The 17,976-nt window shown below is 60.9% G+C and carries 17 protein-coding genes; 5 read left to right on the top strand and 12 right to left on the bottom strand.

What is annotated here, in order from left to right:
* The first annotated feature begins 129 nt into the window (after positions 1–129).
* From yidA to ACR6A7_RS16615, 3 genes are all read left to right on the top strand, one after another.
* On the top strand, positions 130–939 hold the full coding sequence (yidA, locus tag ACR6A7_RS16625) for a sugar-phosphatase (protein ID WP_434126181.1): 810 nt from the start codon (positions 130–132) through the stop codon (positions 937–939).
* A 312-nt stretch (positions 940–1,251) separates the two neighbouring features.
* Positions 1,252–2,568 carry an MFS transporter gene (locus tag ACR6A7_RS16620; protein WP_434126179.1) on the top strand — a complete coding sequence of 439 codons (1,317 nt, stop codon included), beginning with the start codon at positions 1,252–1,254 and terminating at the stop codon, positions 2,566–2,568.
* A gap of 48 nt (positions 2,569–2,616) precedes the next feature.
* Positions 2,617–3,870, top strand: a complete 1,254-nt coding sequence (locus ACR6A7_RS16615) for a YidR family protein (protein ID WP_434126178.1) — start codon at positions 2,617–2,619, stop codon at positions 3,868–3,870.
* Here the strand turns inward: ACR6A7_RS16615 and ACR6A7_RS16610 are convergent.
* Positions 3,854–4,219 carry a YceK/YidQ family lipoprotein gene (locus ACR6A7_RS16610; RefSeq protein WP_434126177.1) on the bottom strand — a complete coding sequence of 122 codons (366 nt, stop codon included), beginning with the start codon at positions 4,217–4,219 and terminating at the stop codon, positions 3,854–3,856. The genes ACR6A7_RS16615 and ACR6A7_RS16610 overlap by 17 nt on opposite strands.
* 286 nt (positions 4,220–4,505) lie before the next feature.
* Here ACR6A7_RS16610 and ibpA point away from each other — a divergent pair, with 286 nt between their 5' ends.
* A complete protein-coding gene (gene ibpA, locus ACR6A7_RS16605; protein WP_033755460.1) occupies positions 4,506–4,922 on the top strand; it encodes a small heat shock chaperone IbpA in 417 nt (138 codons plus the stop codon).
* A gap of 61 nt (positions 4,923–4,983) precedes the next feature.
* Here the strand turns inward: ibpA and ACR6A7_RS16600 are convergent, their stop codons facing one another.
* From ACR6A7_RS16600 to ACR6A7_RS16575, 6 genes are read right to left on the bottom strand one after another with little or no spacing between them, the layout of a single operon-like run.
* On the bottom strand, positions 4,984–5,895 hold the full coding sequence (locus ACR6A7_RS16600) for an EamA family transporter (RefSeq protein WP_434126176.1): 912 nt from the start codon (positions 5,893–5,895) through the stop codon (positions 4,984–4,986).
* 16 nt (positions 5,896–5,911) lie between these two features.
* The gene (locus ACR6A7_RS16595; RefSeq protein WP_434126174.1) at positions 5,912–6,412 is read right to left on the bottom strand and encodes a YbaK/EbsC family protein; all 501 of its coding nucleotides are present in this window, start codon (positions 6,410–6,412) and stop codon (positions 5,912–5,914) included.
* 36 nt (positions 6,413–6,448) lie between these two features.
* Positions 6,449–7,249 carry a 2OG-Fe(II)-dependent halogenase WelO5 family protein gene (locus tag ACR6A7_RS16590; protein WP_434126173.1) on the bottom strand — a complete coding sequence of 267 codons (801 nt, stop codon included), beginning with the start codon at positions 7,247–7,249 and terminating at the stop codon, positions 6,449–6,451.
* A 5-nt stretch (positions 7,250–7,254) separates the two neighbouring features.
* Positions 7,255–7,953 carry a class II glutamine amidotransferase gene (locus tag ACR6A7_RS16585; protein WP_434126237.1) on the bottom strand — a complete coding sequence of 233 codons (699 nt, stop codon included), beginning with the start codon at positions 7,951–7,953 and terminating at the stop codon, positions 7,255–7,257.
* Positions 7,950–9,227 carry an ATP-grasp domain-containing protein gene (locus ACR6A7_RS16580; RefSeq protein WP_434126172.1) on the bottom strand — a complete coding sequence of 426 codons (1,278 nt, stop codon included), beginning with the start codon at positions 9,225–9,227 and terminating at the stop codon, positions 7,950–7,952. The genes ACR6A7_RS16585 and ACR6A7_RS16580 overlap by 4 nt, the downstream gene beginning before the upstream one ends.
* An 18-nt stretch (positions 9,228–9,245) precedes the next feature.
* Positions 9,246–10,712 (bottom strand): hypothetical protein, encoded by a 1,467-nt coding sequence (locus ACR6A7_RS16575; protein WP_434126171.1) that lies wholly within the window; start codon positions 10,710–10,712, stop codon positions 9,246–9,248.
* Between the two features lie 237 nt (positions 10,713–10,949).
* Between ACR6A7_RS16575 and ACR6A7_RS16570 the strand changes: the two genes are divergently transcribed.
* Positions 10,950–12,404: an aminotransferase-like domain-containing protein gene (locus ACR6A7_RS16570; protein ID WP_434126170.1), complete on the top strand. Its 1,455-nt coding sequence runs from the start codon at positions 10,950–10,952 to the stop codon at positions 12,402–12,404.
* 36 nt (positions 12,405–12,440) lie between these two features.
* Here the strand turns inward: ACR6A7_RS16570 and ACR6A7_RS16565 are convergent, their stop codons facing one another.
* The 5 genes from ACR6A7_RS16565 to ACR6A7_RS16545 all read right to left on the bottom strand — a co-directional run bounded on the left by ACR6A7_RS16565 (position 12,441) and on the right by ACR6A7_RS16545 (position 17,847).
* Entirely contained in the window at positions 12,441–13,694 is a 1,254-nt protein-coding gene (locus ACR6A7_RS16565) for a valine--pyruvate transaminase (RefSeq protein WP_434126169.1), read from the bottom strand.
* Positions 13,695–13,773: 79 nt separating this feature from the next.
* On the bottom strand, positions 13,774–14,745 hold the full coding sequence (gene ghrB / locus ACR6A7_RS16560; RefSeq protein WP_434126167.1) for a glyoxylate/hydroxypyruvate reductase GhrB: 972 nt from the start codon (positions 14,743–14,745) through the stop codon (positions 13,774–13,776).
* A 72-nt stretch (positions 14,746–14,817) separates the two neighbouring features.
* Positions 14,818–16,098: an MFS transporter gene (locus tag ACR6A7_RS16555; protein WP_434126165.1), complete on the bottom strand. Its 1,281-nt coding sequence runs from the start codon at positions 16,096–16,098 to the stop codon at positions 14,818–14,820.
* Between the two features lie 36 nt (positions 16,099–16,134).
* Positions 16,135–17,088 (bottom strand): sugar kinase, encoded by a 954-nt coding sequence (locus ACR6A7_RS16550; protein WP_434126164.1) that lies wholly within the window; start codon positions 17,086–17,088, stop codon positions 16,135–16,137.
* Positions 17,089–17,097: 9 nt separating this feature from the next.
* Positions 17,098–17,847 (bottom strand): sugar phosphate isomerase/epimerase family protein, encoded by a 750-nt coding sequence (locus tag ACR6A7_RS16545; protein ID WP_434126163.1) that lies wholly within the window; start codon positions 17,845–17,847, stop codon positions 17,098–17,100.
* Positions 17,848–17,976: the final 129 nt, after the last annotated feature.

Raw genomic sequence — 17,976 nt, 5'->3', positions numbered from 1 at the left:
ACGCCGGCTCCAGTTTGCAAACCCTTCCCATCCGGAAGGGTTTTTTTATGCCTGAAATGTCGTGAAACTGGTCACAGTGAGCTGAATCGCGCTAGCATTTAAGCCAAACCCTGACTCAACGAGGAAGCTATGGCGATTAAACTGGTTGCAATTGATATGGACGGCACGCTGCTTAACCCGCAGCACGAGATCACCGCTGGCGTTAAATCGGCAATCGATCGCGCGCATAAAAAAGGCGTTGCCGTGGTGCTGGCGACCGGGCGCCCATACGTAGGGATCCAGCGCTACCTGATGGAGCTTGGCCTGGTCGACGACGGTCAGTACTGCATCAGCTACAACGGCGCACTGGTGCAGCAGGCGAAAGATGGCGAGTGCGTGGCGGAAATCACGCTGGGTTTTGACGATTACCTCTACATTGAACAGCTGTCGCGCGAGCTGGGCGTGCATTTTCAGGCGTTCGACAAATCCTCGCTTTATACGCCGAACAAAGATCTCAGCGAATACACCATTCATGAGGCGAGCCTGACCGGCATTCCCGTGCGCTACCGCGCCGTGGAAGAGATGGACCGCGCCACGCGTTTTCCCAAGCTGATGATGATCGACAAGCCCGATCTGCTGGATAGCGCGATTCAGCGTCTGCCCGCCAGAGCGCAAGAGAACTACACCATTCTCAAGAGCGCGCCCTATTACCTGGAGATCCTCGATAGCCGCGTCAACAAAGGTCAGGGCGTTAAAATGCTGGCGGAGAAGCTGGGTCTGGCGCGCGAAGAGGTGATGGCGATTGGCGATCAGGAGAACGACCTGGCGATGATCGAATACGCCGGCACGGGCGTCGCAATGGGCAACGCCATCGACTCCGTTAAGCAAATCGCGCAGTTTGTGACCAAAACCAATATGGAAGATGGCGTCGCGCACGCTATCGAAGAGCTGGTGCTTTAATCCTTCCCTGGCGGCATTCCGCCGTCCTGCGTCGCACTTTTCACTTTCAAGGCGGGCCATCTGGCTCGTCTTGTCTGTTTTGTGATCTTCATTGTAGTACAAAATTATTTTTGGGTACTACAATCACCCTCACTCTTATCAGCTGAAATCAATCCGCCAGTAAAGGTCGGTCGCGCAGCGTCGCAGCGCTGGTGATCGAACGCAGCTGTACAGGCGATGCCCTGTCGCCACGCGCTGCGGTATGACAGCTTAAATATGTAAAATCAAAGAGTTAATTTCTGCTGCTGCGCTATCTGAACTGAGGACCTTGCGATGAACAACTCTCTTCACCTCAGCACCATTAAGAAAATGAACCTGCGCATCATGCCCTTTATCATGGTGTTGTATCTCATTGCCTATATCGACCGCGCCAATATCTCGGTTGCCGCGCTGCAAATGAACGCCGATCTGGCGATGACCGCCGAAATGTACGGCATCGCCGCCGGTATCTTCTATGTCACCTACATTATCTTCGAAGTGCCGAGCAATGTGCTGTTGACGCGCGTCGGCGCGCGGCGCTGGATCGCGCGCATCATGGTAAGCTGGGGCATCATCGCCGCAGGCATGAGCCTGGTGCAGACGCCGATGCAGCTCTACGTGATGCGCTTTTTACTCGGCGCGGCGGAAGCGGGCTTTACGCCCGGCATTATTTTCTACCTGAGCTGCTGGTATCCGCGCAGCGACCGCGCGCGCGCCATGTCGCTGTTTTATATCGGCGCGGCGCTGGCGTCGGTGATTGGTCTGCCGCTCTCCGGCAGCCTGCTGAATCTGCACGGCATGCTGGGCGTCGAAGGCTGGCGCTGGCTCTTCTTGCTGGAAGGTATCCCGGCGTTCGCGCTGGGCATTGTCACCTGGTTCTATCTCGACGATGCGCCCGCCAGTGCGCGCTGGCTCACGGCGGAGCAGCGCAGTTACCTGCAGCAGACGCTGGCGCGCGACGAACAGCACGCGGCGATACGCGATCATAACTGGCGCGTGGCGCTAACAAGCCGGCGCGTCTGGACGCTCAGTCTGCTGTGGCTGCTGCAGGCGTTCGGCACCATCGGCATTACGCTGTTTCTGCCGATGATCGTTAAGGCGGTTGCGGCGGAGCGCAGCAACCTGACGGTGAGCCTGCTGTCGGCGGTGCCTTTTCTCTTCGCCTGTATTTTTATGTATTTTAACGGCCGCCATTCCGATCGCACCGGCGAGCGGGCGCGCCATCTCGGTTTGCCGCTGATGGCGGCAGGTCTGCTGCTGCTGGCAGCGCTGGCGGCGCCGCAGCAGTGGATGGCTTATCTGCTGCTGGTGCTGATGGTTGGACTCAACTGGGCCATCACACCGGTATTCTGGGCGGTGACCACTGAAACCGTCTCCGGCGTGGCGGGCGCCGCGTCGGTGGCGCTGATTAATGCGGTGGCAAATATCGCCGGGCTGGCTTTTCCGCCCGTCATGGGGCGTATCAAGGACGTCACCGGCAGCTATAACGACGGGCTGCTGATTGTGGCGGGCGCCCTTATTCTCGGCGGTGTGCTGGGACTATTGGTTGGGCGCAGGCGGGCGATCGAGGGCGTTGCCGCGCCGCAGACGAAATCGAAGCTGCATCTTTAACGCTTTTGGCGTAGCGTGTGGGGCAATATTTTTTAGTCAGGTTGCCCCATGCGTGAAAAACAGATCACCTTTAGCCCGCGACAGCATCAGCTGACCAACAGCAACGTCTGGACCGCCGACAGCCAGTGGCTGGCCTTCGACCTGCGTCCGTCCGGTGCCTCTTTTACCAGCGACACTATTGAGCGCGTCAATGTGCAAACCGGCGAGCTCGAGGTGCTCTATCGCGCGACCGACGGCGCGCATGTGGGCGTCGTCACCGTCAGTCCGGATCTGCCGCCGCGCTATCTCTGCATTCATGGCCCGGAACAGCCTGACGAGCACTGGCACTACGACTTTCATCACCGGCGCGGCGTTATCGTGCAAAACGGCCGCGCGCAAAACCTCGACGCCTGCGACATCACGTCGCCCTTTACGCCCGGCGCGCTGCGCGGCGGCTCGCATGTGCACCTCTACAGCCCGGACGGCACGCGCGTCAGCTTCACCTACAACGATCATGTGATGCACGAGCGAGACCCGAAAGAGGATCTGCGCAACGTCGGCATCGCGCTGCCGCTGCGCGCGGTCGCGCCGATCAAACAGCATCCGCGCGAATACAGCGGCAGCCACTTCTGCGTGCTGGTCAGCCGCACCACCGCGACGCCGCGCCCGGGCAGCGACGAGATTAACCGCGCGTATGAAGAGGGCTGGATCGGCACGCGGGGCTATCAGAAGCCGGACGGCCGCTGGCAGCGCTGGGCTATCGCCTTTATCGGCGACACGATCTCCGCCGCGGGCGACAAACAGCCGGAGGTTTTTGTTGTCGATCTGCCGGAGGCGCTGGAGGCGTACGCCATACCAGGCGACGAACCGCTGGAGGGGACGGAGAGCAGTCTGCCTGCGCCGCCTGCCGGCGTGCGGCAGCGCCGGCTGACCTTTACGCCGCGCGGGCTTGCTCAGCAGCCGCGCCACTGGCTGCGCAGTGCGCCAGACGGCAGCGCCATCGCCTTTTTAATGGCGGACGAGCAGGATGTGGTGCAGCTCTGGACGGTGTCGCCAAACGGCGGCGCGCCGCGTCAGGTGACGCGGCTGGCGCAGTCAGTGCAGTCGGCGTTTAGCTGGCATCCGCAGGGCGGGGCCGTCGCCTTTATCAGCGACAATCAGGTGATGCGCTGCGATATCGAAAGCGGCGTCTGTCAGCCGCTCACCGAACGTCACGACCAGCCGCCGAGCGGCGACGCGGTCGTCTGGTCGCCGGATGGACGGCTGATCGCCTTTATGCGTGAGGTCGACGGCTGGCGGCAGCTCTTTACTGTGCTGGCGTAGCCACAGGATAGGGGGCAGCCTGCGCCAGATTCTCCTGCGTGTGGTTCAGCTTTTCGCTCTGAAGAATGCGCTCACGCGGGGAGTCGATCGATTTATCGTCATCGCTGCGCGCGTAGTCCCACGGCAGCAGCAGCGTATCCAGTACGGCGGAAAAGGGCAGATCGATCAGTGCCAGCGGCTTAAGCGCCCAGCTGCTGTTACCGTCGACCAGGATATCGGCGCTGGCGCGCGTGCCCGGATAGTAGCCCTGATTCGGGCCGGTATGCGACATCACGCTGGAACAACCTGCAAGCGTAAAGGTGCAGCAGGCCAGCGCGCCTGCCAGAGGAAATGCCTTCAATAAATTCATTTTCATCATCCCTTCAACTATGGCGTTTGCCCCGGCTGAGTTAGCTTGTCCGCTGACGCCCTCACTCTACGGCGAGGTGCGCTATGTCAGACGAAAGGTCCCCTGAGTGTATGCCACTTCAGCTAATTGGCGAAAAAAATTGCGTTTCGCCTCTTGAAACCAGTCTGGCCATACCCACTTTTAAGCTACGGACGCGCTCGCTGTCGCCGACAGGGTCATCGAGGCGTCTTACAACCTGTCCATGGTGGAAGGTTGCCAAAACTTGCTGATTATCAGGAGTCATTCCATGCGTAATTTTGATCTTGCTCCACTTTATCGCTCTGCTATCGGTTTCGATCGTCTGTTTAACCTGCTTGAGTCTAACCAGAACCAGAGCAACGGCGGCTATCCTCCGTACAACGTCGAACTGGTCAGCGAAAACCACTATCGCATTACCATCGCGGTGGCGGGCTTTGCCCAGAACGAACTCGATATTACCGCTCACGATAACGTTCTGATCGTGCGTGGTGCGCACCCCGAAGAGCAGACCGAGCGCAAATATCTCTATCAGGGTATCGCCGAACGCAACTTCGAGCGTAAATTCCAGCTGGCCGACCACATTGTGGTACGCGATGCCCGCCTGGAAAATGGCCTGCTGAGCATCGATCTGGAACGCATCGTCCCTGAAGAGGCGAAACCGCGCCGGATTGAAATTCTGAACTAATCAGAATCGATGAGAAAAAAACGCCGCCTTTGCGGCGTTTTTTATATCTGAGCCCATGCCGTTAAGGATGGGTGCGCATCGCCAGACGCTGGCTCACCAGGCCGCCGAAGACATTCACCAGCAGGCCGAAGATAATCACCGCTGCGCCCAGCATCTGCTGCGCCGAGAGTCGTTCCCCCAGCACCAGCGCCGCGCTGAGAATACCAATCACCGGCACCAGCAGCGACAGCGGCGCGACGCGCCAGGTTTCATAGCGGCTAAGCAGGTTGCCCCAGATGGCGTAGCCGACGATGGTGGCGATAAAGGCGAGATAGATCAGCGCCAGCACCGTTTGCAGCGAGATATGCGTCAGGCTGAACACCATCGCCTCCTCGCCTTCGAACAGCCAGGAGCAGGCGAAGAAGGGCAGCACCGGCACCAGCGCGCTCCACACCACCAGCGACATCACCGGCACCTTGCGATTGCGCAAGATAATCTTATTGGTGATGTTGCCCAGCCCCCACGACAGCGCCGCCGCCAGCGTCAGCATCATGGTCGTCAGCGTAATGCCTGCGGCCGACTGGCCCGCCATGCCCGCCGTCGCCAGCATAAACATCCCCAGCGTCGCGATCAGCACGCCGGCGATATGGTTCCAGCGCAGCTTTTCCGCCAGCAGCAGCGCGCCCAGCAGCAGCGTGAAAAAGGCCTGCGCCTGCAGCACCAGCGAGGCGAGCCCGGCGGGCATGCCGAGCTTGATGGCGAGAAACAGAAAGGCGAACTGGCCAAAGCTGATGGTCATGCCGTAGACCACCAGCCAGCGCAGCGGGATAGCCGGACGAGGGACAAAAAAGATCGCCGGAAACGCCACCAGGGAAAAGCGCAGGCCCGCCAGCAAAAAGGGCGGCATGCCCTGCAAGCCGAGCTTAATCACCACGAAATTAACGCCCCACGCCACCACGACGCAGAGCGCCAGCAACATATCTTTAACTGACATAACCTTTCCTCTGCCGTCAGGCGCTCACCGCCACGGGCGTGGCAATATCGGCATAACAGGCTTCACCTACGATACGGCAATAGTCCTCTGCGTTAAGGGCGATCGATTTTTCCAGCGCGCCAGCGTTGAACCACAGCGTGCCGACGTCGCGCAGGCGCGCATCAACGCGCAGCGCCAGCCGGTCATCAAAACTAAACGGCGGCACCGCGCCCATCACGCAGGCGGTCAGCGACTGCGCCCTCTCGGGTGCGGCGAAGCTCGACTTTTTACCGCCGATGGCGCGCGCAGCGTTTTTAAAGTTGATTTTGCAGTCGCCAGGCACGATCGCCAGCAGAAAGCGCGGGTCGGCGCCGTCTGGCATCACCACCTCCAGCACCATCGCCTTCGCCGCCTGGTTAAGCGCATTGCCGCGCAGCGCGCTGACGGTATCGGTCTGGCCGATAGCCTCGTGCTCTACCACGCGATAGTCCGCGTCGTGCCGATCCAGCAGCTCAGTAATTTTGGCAAATGTCGTCATCTCTTCTCCTCGTCTTGCAAGGCTGCGCGCAGGGCGTCAGCTCCACGCGATGGCGTGTTTCATTTTTTTGTCGGTCAGGCCAAAAAAGAAGCCCATCGTGATGCGGGTATTACCTTCAACCCGATCGATCTCGTGGTAAAAGGCGGGGTTGAACAGGTAGATATCGCCGCTGCGCGGCGCAAATTCGCAGGTTTCGCTCTGCATCACCACGCCGCTCTGGTAGCCGAGCTCGCCTGGCGTTTTGAAACGCTCATCGTCCGGCGACCATTTTTTATTGAAGATGCGCAGCCCGCCGCCCGCATTGCACTCCTGCAGGCAGACCACGCAGCTCAGCTGGTGCAGGATCTGCGTCACCACCAGGCCGCTTCCGGCCCCGTCGCGGACGATATTGTCGTTGTGCAGCGGATTGGCGACGCCGTCGGCATGGAAACGTACGATCGAACCGGCGTAGTCGCCCAGGCCTGGCTCATGGGCGGTTTGCAGGCTCTCCAGCTTTAGCGCGTGGCGCACCCACTCATAGATCTGCTGGCGCAGCGCGGCGAGCGACGGCGGCAGCGATGACGCGATGTCGCGCCATTCGGTAAAGTAGTTCTCCGGCGCGGCGGTATGTTTCGCCAGGTAGGGGCCGAGCGTGGTGAGCGCGCCGTTGGGATAGTGCGACACGCGGATCTGCTCGCGGCAGCGCTGCAAATCGGTCACCACCTCCTGGCGATCTTCATCGGTAAGGAAATTGCGCAGCACCAGCAGCGGCACGCGCGCCGTAACAATATCGTCCAGCCAGGTGTGCTCTACATACATGTTGGGATTGATCACGCGTATCTGATTAAAAATGGCCATGATGTTTACTCCCCCAAAGGAATTTCGCGTAGTTCATGGTTAGCCATACGTCGCCAGCTGTCGGCGTCGCCCAGGGTTGGAACAGGTTCAGATGAAATGTACGTACAGCGCGCCTGCTGCAAAACGTGCAGCGTAAAGTAGTGCGGCCAGGGCGTATCCTGGGGATGCCACTGCCAGGCCCATGCCCGGTCGCGCGTGACGAAAATCGCATTGCCCGCGCTGCCGCCCGGCTCGACCTGCGCCAGCTTGTCGCGCAGGTAGTCGCGCGTGAAGTCGGCAGGCGTGATGCGATCCACCAGATATTCCAGGTACTCTGCCGAGTCGAAGCGGGAGGCCGCCATGCCGAGACGGGCGTAGACCTTCGGCATAAAGCCGTTGTGCATCATGTACCAGCGCGTGCCTGCGCTGTCGCGCAGCAGCGGATGGGCGAACGCCAGCCCCTGGTTTTTACTCAGCGTGGCGTGGCGCACATGCACCGCCAGAAAACGGCCTCTGATGCGTTCGATATCTATATCGGGCAGCGCCTCGGCAAAGGGGCCGCTGCCGCGCAGCGTGCAAATTTCGCTGTCGTCCAGCCACAAACACCCCCAGCCGTTCGGGTGCTCTTTGATCGGGCCATCATGGCAGGCGGTTTCGCCGCAGCTCATGGCGCGCGCCGCCTCCAGCACCTGCGCCGCGTCGAACTCGCCCTGCGCCAGAATCATTCTGCACACAATAAATTTCCTTCTGAGAGGCGAGATGCCGTGCGCACCACGCTGTTGAAAACGGCCAGAATGTCGTCGCGACCGCCAGCCGACAGGCGCAGCGTGCCGAGTATGCCCGCATGGCGCGTCAGATCGGCATAGAGCGACGAGCGCCGCGACACCTGTAAGCCAGCAAAGGTCAGCGGCGGCAGCAGCGCCCCCTGACGATGTTCAGCAATCCAGCTTTCCGCCTGGCGCAGCTGTGCTGGCTGGCGCAGACGCAGCTGGCCGACGGCGCGCGGCGGCGCGGCGAAGCGAAGCGCGGGCATCTTGCCACCTGCTTCAAGCCGAAACGCGACGGCTACCCAGTCGATGCCGGTCGCCTCTTCGACCAGGCCAGGCACCCCCATGCCCGAAAGACGGAAGCCCATTTCAAGAAAGTGCGGCACGCCCTCCACCACAATAAAATCGATATGAAAGGCGCCGAGCCGGTAGCCAAAGGTTTCACAGCAAAATGTCATCAGGCTAACGAATGGGGGCGGCAGCGTCTCGGCGGCAACAGCGACGTGGCCCGATTCGTAAAAACTGACGCCGCCCTGGGCGTCGCGATGTTGCTCGATCACCTTCTGGCAGCAGGTCAGGGCGTGCGGATGGCCGTCGTGCACCACGCCCTGCAGCGAATATTCGTCGCCGTCCAGCCAGCTTTCGACAATAAACCCGCTAAAGCTGCGGCCGCCGTAGTTCATGGTCTCTTCCAGCATCTGCACCACGCCTGCCAGCCGTTCGGGCGCTTCCACCAGCCAAATCCCCAGGCCGCCGCCGCTGTCTACCGGCTTGATCACGCAGGGATAGATCAGCGCCTGATGGGCGTCGAGAATGCTGAGCGGCGAGGCAAAAAAACGAAACTCCGGCTGGGGAAAGCGCGGCCAGGCTTTTTTCAGCGCCATCCGCTGGGCATATTTATCCAGCGGAATGAAGGTGCGCGGCGCATCGGGCCCGGCCAGAATTTCCCGCACGCGTCCAGCACTGGCGTTGTAGGCTTCAAACCCGGCCAGCACCACGCGCGGATGTTCCAGCAGCCCGGCGTGCAGGCAGGCCTGCAGCACTTCCCAGGGATTTTCCGGCCGATCGAGGCGAACGATCAGATCAAACGGCAGCGTCAGGCTGAGCGACTGGTAGTCAATGAAATCGCTCATCTCCGCCAGCACGGTAAAGTAGCCGTCGCGCTTCGCCACCTCGCAGTAGGGATTCTGGCCATCGCGCGTGGCGCCTATTTGCAGGAAAATTTTTCTCATCGCCTCGCCTTACCGGGATCAGCGCCCGGAGATCACTTCGGTCACGGTATCCTGCAGGACGCCGTGATTTACCTGAATCACCGCCTTATGCGGATCGAAGCGCAGCACGCGCGACAGCGGATCGGCGCTTTTGCCCTCCAGCAGCGAGCTGACCTGGCGGCTCTGCCAGCAGTGACGTAACTGATCGATGTCCAGTCCGGAAAGCTGGCCGAGCCGCTGCGCCAGCGCCGCGTCGTCGCGCTTGCCGGCAAGCAGCTGGCGAATCGCCACCTCATCCAGCCCGATCTGCTGCTGCGTCAGCCAGCTATGCAGCTGGCTGCCCTGGGCGATAAAGGGCGAATAGATCATGCAAACCAGCTGGGTTTCGTCGAGGCCGAACGCCTCGACGGCAAAGCGTGCCGCGCGCTGGCGCTGCTGTTCGATAGCGGCCCCGTCCTGATAGCGCGCCGCCATCTCGGCGATCAGCTGCGGCGGAAAGGCTTTCTGCGCCATCAGCCCCAGCGCAAAGCGGACATATTCGCGGATGCCTTCTGCGTAGCTGCGCTGCAGCAGGGTTTCCGCGCGCAGGCCGCGAATGTGCGCCATCAGCGTCGGGTTGCCGCAGTCCGATTCGGAAAAGCTGAACATCAGCGGGTCGAAGCGGAAACGCATAAAGTCGTTGAGCAGCGCCCAGTGCGCGCCAGCTTCGTAGGCGGTGTCCTGATAGATATTAAAGAACAGCGGATCGCGCGTCAGCTGATGCATGATGCGGCGTGCGGGCGTGACCGCCGCCTCGCCATGGATAGCGGCCGAGTAGCGATGGGCGACGCCATCGAGCGTCTGCAAAAAGCCGCGAAAGCCCCGATCTTTCTCCGCCGCTGGCGCCTCGAACAGGCGCGACAGGTGCCGCGCCCACGCGACATAGGCGGTCTGCTCCTGGGGCGAATCGCCGGTGATAATCATGTCCACGCCGCCGTTATAGTGCGCCGCCAGGCCAAACGAGTTGACCATGCTGAGGTTGCAGGCGTTGCAGAAGGTTGAGCGCGCGTCAGCGCGAAAGCGGTGGCCGTTCATCAGCACGTCGCTGCGGTTTTGCTGGCGCACAGGCTCGGGCAGGGAGAGATGACGTTCGAAAGGGCGGATCTGCTGGCCGTCGACGATCAGGCTCTCGACGAAGGCGTCATGGTGAATAGCCAGCGCGCGGTAAACGCGGTCGATATTCTCCATCACGCTGTCGCTCATGGCGGCGTGGCGGTTGGTGCTGATGCGCAGCAGAAAGGTGTCACCGCGCTGCTGCCAGATTAACCCCTGAATGTAACGCACATAGGTCACCATATAGCTGCTGTCTTTCCCACCGCCGTAGGCAAGCAGAACGCGATTGCGCGACAGCTGCTCGCTATCCGGCAGCGCGGCAAGCAGGCGATGAGAGCACCGTTTAGCAGAATCGATGATTGCTGGCGTCAGATAGCCTTCGATTTCTCTCATCATGGTGGACAGATTATTCATTTTTCGCGTTTTCCTTTGGCTGATAAATTCGTTTAAATGCATGGAACCTACTGATTCCATGAAAAACAGGCCATTAAGCGGTGTAGCAATGAATGCCGAAATGCAGGCAGACGACAGGGCGCCGGACGCCGAAAGCGGAGCGGCCACGCGTCATCAATAATTAAGAGATGCAGCCTAAAGTACTTTGAATGTACTCTCTTGAATACGCACAGATCAGTACGATATAGGGTGGAACAGATGCCCGGTGAAACGGACGAGCAGGAGAGTCAGAGCAGTCGTTACCGCCAGATAGCCGAGCAGATCAAGCAGGCTATCCGCAGCGGATCGCTGCTGCCCGACAGCCGGTTGCCCTCGGTACGCACGCTGGCGACGCAGTACAGCGTCAGCCTGACGACCGCGCTGAAAACGCTGCGCACGCTGGAGGATGAGCGTTTTGCGGTGGCGAAGCCGAAATCGGGCTTTTTCGTCGCGCCGCGTCTGGCGCACAAAGAGGTAGCGCCGACGACGCTGGCGCAGCCGCGGCTGGTGGCACCGCTGGATGAACAGACGGAGATGCACCTGGCGATCCTCGGCTCGGAGTGTCGCGTTCGTCTCGACCTGGCGAACGGCGACAGCTCGCTCTATCCGGTGAAAAAGATTGGGCTGCTGATGCGCCAGATGGGATACAGCAAACCGGCGCTGTTGGGCAACACCGTTAAAGGCACCGGCTATCTGCCGCTGAAGCATGAAATCGCGCGTCGCGCGGTGGAGTATGGCTGCACCATCAGCGCCGACGATATTCTTATCACCAACGGCTGCATTGAGGCGGTGTCGCTGTCGCTGCGCGCCACGCTCAGGCCCGGCGATGTGGTGGCGGTGGAGTCGCCCTGCTACTTCGTGCTGCTGCAGATGCTGCATAATCTTAATCTGCGCGTCATTGAGGTCGACGCCGGGCCGGAGGGCTACGTCGACGTCGAAAAGCTTACCGCGCTGTTCCGCCGCAGGGCGGTGCAGGCCTTTCTTACCATCAGCAACGTCAACAATCCGCTCGGCAAATCGATCCCCAACGAACAGAAGGCCTATATCGCCCGCCAGGCCGATGAAAATGATGTGGTGATCGTCGAAGATGATATTTTTGGCGATACCGCGTTCGGCGAACGGCGGCCTTTTCCGATGCGCGCCTTTAGCCCTAACGCCATTCTGTGCAGCGGCTTTTCCAAAACCGTTGCGCCCGGCATTCGCATTGGCTGGGTGCACAGCGTCAACTACATGCGCAAGATCGCGTCGCTGAAATACACCTCGACCATGGGCACCTCGACCCTGTCGCAGGCGGCGATTGCCGAGCTGCTGCGCAGCGGCGGCTATGACGCGCATCTGCGCAAGCTGCGGCGCGAGCTGGCCGGACAGATTCAGCAGATGCGTCAGTCGCTGCTGCGCGAGTTTCCGGCGGGCACGCGCGTTTCGGATCCCGAGGGCGGTTATGTGCTGTGGGTCGAGATGCCGCACCGCGCGCTCAACGTGCGTGCGCTGTTTCTCAAGGCGCGCAACGCCGGCATCGGCATCGCGCCGGGCCATATTTTCGCCACCGACGATCGCTACGATCACTGTTTTCGGCTTAACGCCGGTTTCGGCTGGAATGAAGAGGTCGAGCAGGCGATCCGCCAGCTGGCGCAGTGGTGCCGGGCGTCGCTGCTGGAGGCGAAAGAGGAGTGAGCGCCGGTCGAACCGGCGCGCCTCTAAGACCGCGAATTACCGCTGATCCGCAAACGCCTTTTCAACCTCTTCCGCCAGAATCTGCACCGCGCGCTCAATCTTCCCGGCGTCCGGCACATAGTTCATGCGCATGCACTGGTGGGTGTGCGGCCACGCCTGCTCCAGACCGGGAAAGAAAAAGTGTCCCGGCACCATCAGAACGCCGCGCGCCTTAAGCCGCTGGTAGAGCGCCTCGGTGCTGATCGGCAGATCGCGGAACCACAGCCAGAGGAAAATTGCGCCTTCTGGCTTGTGGATCAGACAGCGCTCCTGCGACAGATAGCGGCGAAGAATGGCAATGGTTTCGGTCACCTTGGCCTGATAGAAAGGCTTAATCACCTCTTCCGACAGCCGCAGCAGATCGCCGCGCTGGATCATCTCGGCGGCGATAGCGGGGCCAATGCTGCCTGGCGCCAGGCTGATAATGCCGTTCATATTGCTGATGGCGCCGATGGTCTTTTCGTCGGCGACAATAATGCCGCAGCGCGCGCCGGGCAGGCCGAGCTTAGACAGGCTCATGCAGAGAATAATATTGGGATTCCACAGCGGGCGCGCGTCGCTGAAAATAATGCCGGGGAAAGGCACGCCGTAGGCGTTATCGATCAGCAGCGGCACATCGTGCTGCTGCGCCAGCGCGTCAAGCTGCATCAGTTCGTCGTCAGTCACCACGTTGCCGGTCGGGTTGGTGGGGCGCGATACGCAGATCAGGCCGATATCGTCATGCATCGGCAGATGTTCAAAATCGACGTGATACTTAAACTGGCCTTCCGGCAGCAGCTCAATATTGGGCTTGGCCGAAACGAACAGCCCTTCGTCCAGTCCGGCATCGGCATAGCCCAGGTATTCCGGCGCCAGCGGAAAGAGCACGCGCTTTTTACTGCCGTCGGCGCGGTGACCGGCGAACAGGTTAAACAGATAGAAAAAGGCGCTCTGGCTGCCGTTGGTCAGGGCGATATTGTTTGCGGTCACGGGCCAGCCCAGCTCGCTGCTGAGCAGCGTCGCCAGCGCGTTGAGCAGCGTGGCCTTGCCGCGCGGGCCGTCATAGTTGCAGAGCGCTTCGCTCAGCTTGCCCTCGTCATGCATCTGCTGCAGCAGCTGCTGAAAATAGTCATTCATCGCCGGGATCTGCGCCGGATTGCCGCCGCCGAGCATAATGGTGCCGGGCGTGCGCAGCCCTGCGCCCATATCTTCCATCAGACGTGAAATGCCGGTGTGCTGGGTAAATTTGTCGCCGAACTGAGAAAAAGACATATATAGACGTTAACAACATGTGACGAATGGGGAATCAACGATAACGCCCGCCAGCGGCGGGCGCAATGGGAAGGGCGGATTACTTGAGAATGTCTGGGTTAACGCAGTTCTTTTCCACCTTGCCGGTTAACGCGGCGATCAGGTTCTCCACCGCATCCTGCGCCATGCCGTAGCGCGTCTCATGCGTGGCGGATCCGATGTGCGGCAGCGCCACCACGTTAGGCAGCGAGAAGAGCGGCGATGCGGTCAGCGGCTCCTGCTCAAACACATCCAGGCCCGCCGCGTGGATGGTGCCCGCTTTCAGCGCGGCGATCAGCGCCTCTTCGTCCACCACCGGACCGCGTCCGGCGTTGATCAGGATGGCGCTCGGCTTCATCAGCTTTAGCTGCGCCGCGCTGATCATATGGTGCGTCTGCTCAGTCAGCGGCAGGCTGATGCAGACAAAGTCGCTCTCTTTCAGCAGCGTCTCCAGGTCGCAGCGCTGCGCACTAAAGCGCGACTGCGCCTCTTCATGTTCGCGGCGCGCGTTGTAGAGCACCTTCATGCCGAAGCCGAAGTGCGCGCGCTGCGCCAGCGCCATGCCGATGCGGCCCATGCCGAGAATGCCGAGGGTCTTGTGGTGCACGTCGATGCCGAATTTGTCCGGCCCGATACTTTTGTTCCACTGGCCCGCTTTCACCCACGCGTCCAGCTCGGTTACGCGGCGCGCGCTGCTCAGCACCAGCGCCATCATGGTGTCGGCCACCGTTTCGGTCAGCACCGTCGGCGTATGCATCAGCAGCACATGACGCTGGTTAAGCGCCTCGACGTCGAAGTTATCGTAACCGACCGATACGGTCGAACAGGCGCGCAGCTTTGGCATTTTCGCCAGCAGTTCGCCATCGACCTTGCCGCCGGAACCAATCAGCCCTTCGGCCTGCGCCAGCGCGTCAGCGTGCTGCTGCTGGCTCTCCGGCGACAGATCTTTGATTTCGGTTACGCTGAAATGGGCGTCGAGCCGGGCGCGCAGATCGTCCGGCAGGCTTTTATACAGAATCACGGATGGTTTCATCGTTCGCTCCCTGTAAAACGTGTGACGGGCGACACGCAGGTCGCCCGGAGAAGAGGGTCAGCGCTTACGCTTTCAGGCGTGTTTCGCGCCGTGCAGCGGCGGCGTTTTGTTTTCGGCGGGCTTGACGATGAGCGTCAGCCACACCGAGACCAGCAGCGCTGCGCCCATAAAGATATAGGAGGCCGCCGGACTACCCGTCGCTCCATTAAGATAGCCGACAATCCAGGAACCGACGAACGAACCCAGCGCGCCCATGCTGTTGATCAGCGCCATCGCGCCGCCTGAAACGTTGCGCGGCAGCATTTCCGGAATGATGGCGAAGAAGGGACCGTAAGGCGCATACATGGCGCCGCCCGCAATTACCAGCAGCGCGTAAGAGAGCCAGAAATTGTCAGAGCCGACCAGATAAGAGCCGAGGAACGCCAGCGCGCCGATCAGCAGCAGCGGCCAGACAAAGAGCTTGCGGTTCTGCATTTTGTCCGACGCCCAGGAGACGACGATCATGGCGATGGTCGCTGCCAGATAGGGCACCGCCGACAGCCAGCCCGCTTCTACCATGCCCATCTGCGTGCCGTTGCGCAGAATCGACGGCAGCCACAGCACGAAACCGTAGACGCCGATGCTCCAGGCGAAATATTGCATGCAGAGCAGAATAACGTTGCGGTTGCGGAACGCCTCGCTGTAGTTGCGCACCGCCTTGATATTCTCCTGCTCTTTTTTCAGCTGGGCGGCGAGCGCGGCTTTCTCTTCGCTGCTCATCCAGCGCGACTGCTCAGGCTTATCCTGCACCATAAACCACCAGGCAACGGCCCAGATCACCGCCGGAATCCCTTCGATGATAAACATTTCGCGCCAGCCGAACGCGTCGATCAGATAACCAGAGACCACCGACATCCAGAGCACCGTCACCGGGTTGCCGAGGATCAGAAAGGTGTTGGCGCGCGAGCGCTCCGATTTGGTGAACCAGTTGCTGATATAGATCAGCATCGCGGGCATCACTGCCGCTTCCACCACCCCGAGCGCGAAGCGGATCGCCGCCAGCATCGGGATGTTGCTGACCACGCCGGTTAGCGACGCGCAGACGCCCCACAGCACCAGGCACCAGAAAATCAGTTTTTTTACGCTGCGGCGTTCGGCATAGACCGCGCCGGGGATCTGGAAAAAGAAGTAGCCGAGAAAGAAGAGCGCGCCCAGCAGCGAGGACATGCCCTTGGTGATGCCCAGGTCGTCGTTGATGCCGGCGGCAGAGGCGAAGCTAAAGTTTGCGCGATCCAGATAGGCCAGGCTGTAGGTGATAAACACGATGGGCATGATATACCACCAGCGTTTCGGCGCGATTGTCTGCGTTTTCATGCGGTTCTCCTCTGATATTGCGGTTCGGATGCAGGCTTAGAAATCGCCTAACTCGCTGCGTGTGGGCAGCCCTTCGCTGTCGCCGATCACCTGAATCGCCAGCGAACCGATTCTGTTGCCGCGCTTAATCGCCTGCGGCAGCGTTTTCCCTTCCAGCAGCGCGCTGATTACGCCAACGGCGAAACCGTCGCCCGCGCCAACGGTGTCCACCACGTTCTCGACGCGGATCGCCTCAACCTGACCCTGCTCACCCTGGGCGGTTTTATACCAGGCACCGTCGCAGCCGGTTTTAATCACCACCGCTTTCACCCCTTTATCGAGGTAGAAATCGGCGATCGCTTCCGGCTGGCGGTAGCCGGTCAGGATATAGCCCTCTTTTTCGCCCGGCAGCACCCAGTCGGCGTACTCCGCCAGGTGGTTGAGCTGCTGGCGCATCTCCTCTTCGCTGCGCCACAGCACCGGCCGCAAATTAGGATCGAAAGAGATGGTTTTGCCGCGTGCGCGCATCTCTTTCGCGCTGTGTTTCAGCAGCGCCAGCGAGCTGTCAGAGAGCGCCGCCGCGACGCCGCTGAGATGCAGATGGCGCGCGCCGCCGAAGTAGTCGCTGTTAAAATCCTCGACGGAAAGATGGCTGGCGGCGGAGCCTTTGCGGAAATATTCCACCAGCGGATCGGAGCCGTCGTCGACTTTGGATTTCAGCTGAAAACCGGTGGGGTAGCGCGCATCTTTCGTCACCTGACGGCGATCGACGCCTTCGCTCTCCAGCACCTGGCAGATAAAGCGGCCGAAGCTGTCGTCGCCGACGCGGCTGACCCAGCCGACCTTCAGACCGAGACGCGCCAGGCCGATAGCGACGTTAAGCTCCGCGCCCGCCGCCCGCTTGATAAAAGTTTCAGCGGCGGCGAGATCGCCGGTTTCACGCGCCACGAACATCGCCATCGCCTCGCCGATGGTGACGACGTCCAGCGCGCCGTTATGCAGAGTAGTCATCTTCTCTCCTTACAGCGTGCGCAGCAGCGACACGTAGCGGCGGGTTACCGCCAGCAGATCCTCGCCTTCCAGCGGGAATTCGATGCCGCGCGGCGCATGGGCTGGCAGCTGGCGCAGCAGGTCGCGCCAGTCCGCTTTCTCTTCGTCCAGCGCCACCGCGCGATAGCTGTCGCCGTGCGGCTCGGCCGCCTTGACGTGAATATAGCGCACGAAGCGCCCAAGCTGCGTCGCCGCCACCTGCGCGTTCTCCTGCGTCCAGAGCCAGTTGCCCATATCGAATGTCATCGTTACCGGCAGGTTCGCCTGCTCCGCCGCCTGGAAAAAACGCAGCGAAGGCGCGAGCTTGCCGTTATCGGTTTGATCGTTTTCTACCGCCAGCTCCACCGGATAGCGCTCGGCAAGCGCGCGTAAATCCGCGCCGTGCAGCTCGCCGTTGAATCCGCCTAGCGCCAGCTTGAGACGCTGCGCGTTCAGCTGCAGCGCTTCTTTAAGGTAGCTCTCCAGCTGGGGATTTAGCGCGCCGTCGTCACAAAACAGCGTGTCGGGCACCGAGTAGCTGGCGCGCAGCTGATGTTGCTCGATAGCCTGGGCCAGCGCAGGCAGGCTGGCGAGCGCCGCGCTGTCGAAGAGTTCGCGGCGGATTTCGACGCCGTCGGCACCGGCCTGCTGGATCAGCGGCAGCAGCGCCTGCTGACCGCCCAGCGAAGCGACCTGCTGTTGTCCGTAGGCGGCGGTCACCACAATAATTTCAGCGTTCATCGTTACCCCTGGAATGCGCATTAAGCAAAATTTACAGAGAAAACGTTAGTTGGAACCGGTTCCAAAGCAAAGAGGCAGAGGCTGAAACTATGATCGTGCTCACGAAGCGAGCACGAGGGAGAGAAAAGA

Origin of the sequence: Pantoea phyllosphaerae (assembly GCF_051025595.1) — a bacterium.
Taxonomy (GTDB): Bacteria; Pseudomonadota; Gammaproteobacteria; order Enterobacterales; family Enterobacteriaceae; genus Pantoea.
The sequence above is the reverse complement of the archived record's forward strand: the minus strand, read 5'-3'. Positions and strand labels throughout refer to the sequence as shown.

What these genes read in the sequence shown, in the direction of transcription:
- ACR6A7_RS16580 (WP_434126172.1), bottom strand. Translation starts at nt 9,227, where the DNA reads ATGAGAAAAATTTTCCTGCAAATAGGCGCCACGCGCGATGGCCAGAAT.
- ACR6A7_RS16550 (WP_434126164.1), bottom strand. Translation starts at nt 17,088, where the DNA reads ATGACTACTCTGCATAACGGCGCGCTGGACGTCGTCACCATCGGCGAG.
- ACR6A7_RS16545 (WP_434126163.1), bottom strand. Translation starts at nt 17,847, where the DNA reads ATGAACGCTGAAATTATTGTGGTGACCGCCGCCTACGGACAACAGCAG.
- ACR6A7_RS16615 (WP_434126178.1), top strand. Translation starts at nt 2,617, where the DNA reads ATGCGTGAAAAACAGATCACCTTTAGCCCGCGACAGCATCAGCTGACC.
- ACR6A7_RS16585 (WP_434126237.1), bottom strand. Translation starts at nt 7,953, where the DNA reads ATGATTCTGGCGCAGGGCGAGTTCGACGCGGCGCAGGTGCTGGAGGCG.
- ACR6A7_RS16570 (WP_434126170.1), top strand. Translation starts at nt 10,950, where the DNA reads ATGCCCGGTGAAACGGACGAGCAGGAGAGTCAGAGCAGTCGTTACCGC.
- ibpA (WP_033755460.1), top strand. Translation starts at nt 4,506, where the DNA reads ATGCGTAATTTTGATCTTGCTCCACTTTATCGCTCTGCTATCGGTTTC.
- yidA (WP_434126181.1), top strand. Translation starts at nt 130, where the DNA reads ATGGCGATTAAACTGGTTGCAATTGATATGGACGGCACGCTGCTTAAC.
- ACR6A7_RS16610 (WP_434126177.1), bottom strand. Translation starts at nt 4,219, where the DNA reads ATGAATTTATTGAAGGCATTTCCTCTGGCAGGCGCGCTGGCCTGCTGC.
- ACR6A7_RS16555 (WP_434126165.1), bottom strand. Translation starts at nt 16,098, where the DNA reads ATGAAAACGCAGACAATCGCGCCGAAACGCTGGTGGTATATCATGCCC.
- ACR6A7_RS16590 (WP_434126173.1), bottom strand. Translation starts at nt 7,249, where the DNA reads ATGGCCATTTTTAATCAGATACGCGTGATCAATCCCAACATGTATGTA.
- ghrB (WP_434126167.1), bottom strand. Translation starts at nt 14,745, where the DNA reads ATGAAACCATCCGTGATTCTGTATAAAAGCCTGCCGGACGATCTGCGC.
- ACR6A7_RS16620 (WP_434126179.1), top strand. Translation starts at nt 1,252, where the DNA reads ATGAACAACTCTCTTCACCTCAGCACCATTAAGAAAATGAACCTGCGC.
- ACR6A7_RS16565 (WP_434126169.1), bottom strand. Translation starts at nt 13,694, where the DNA reads ATGTCTTTTTCTCAGTTCGGCGACAAATTTACCCAGCACACCGGCATT.
- ACR6A7_RS16575 (WP_434126171.1), bottom strand. Translation starts at nt 10,712, where the DNA reads ATGAATAATCTGTCCACCATGATGAGAGAAATCGAAGGCTATCTGACG.
- ACR6A7_RS16600 (WP_434126176.1), bottom strand. Translation starts at nt 5,895, where the DNA reads ATGTCAGTTAAAGATATGTTGCTGGCGCTCTGCGTCGTGGTGGCGTGG.
- ACR6A7_RS16595 (WP_434126174.1), bottom strand. Translation starts at nt 6,412, where the DNA reads ATGACGACATTTGCCAAAATTACTGAGCTGCTGGATCGGCACGACGCG.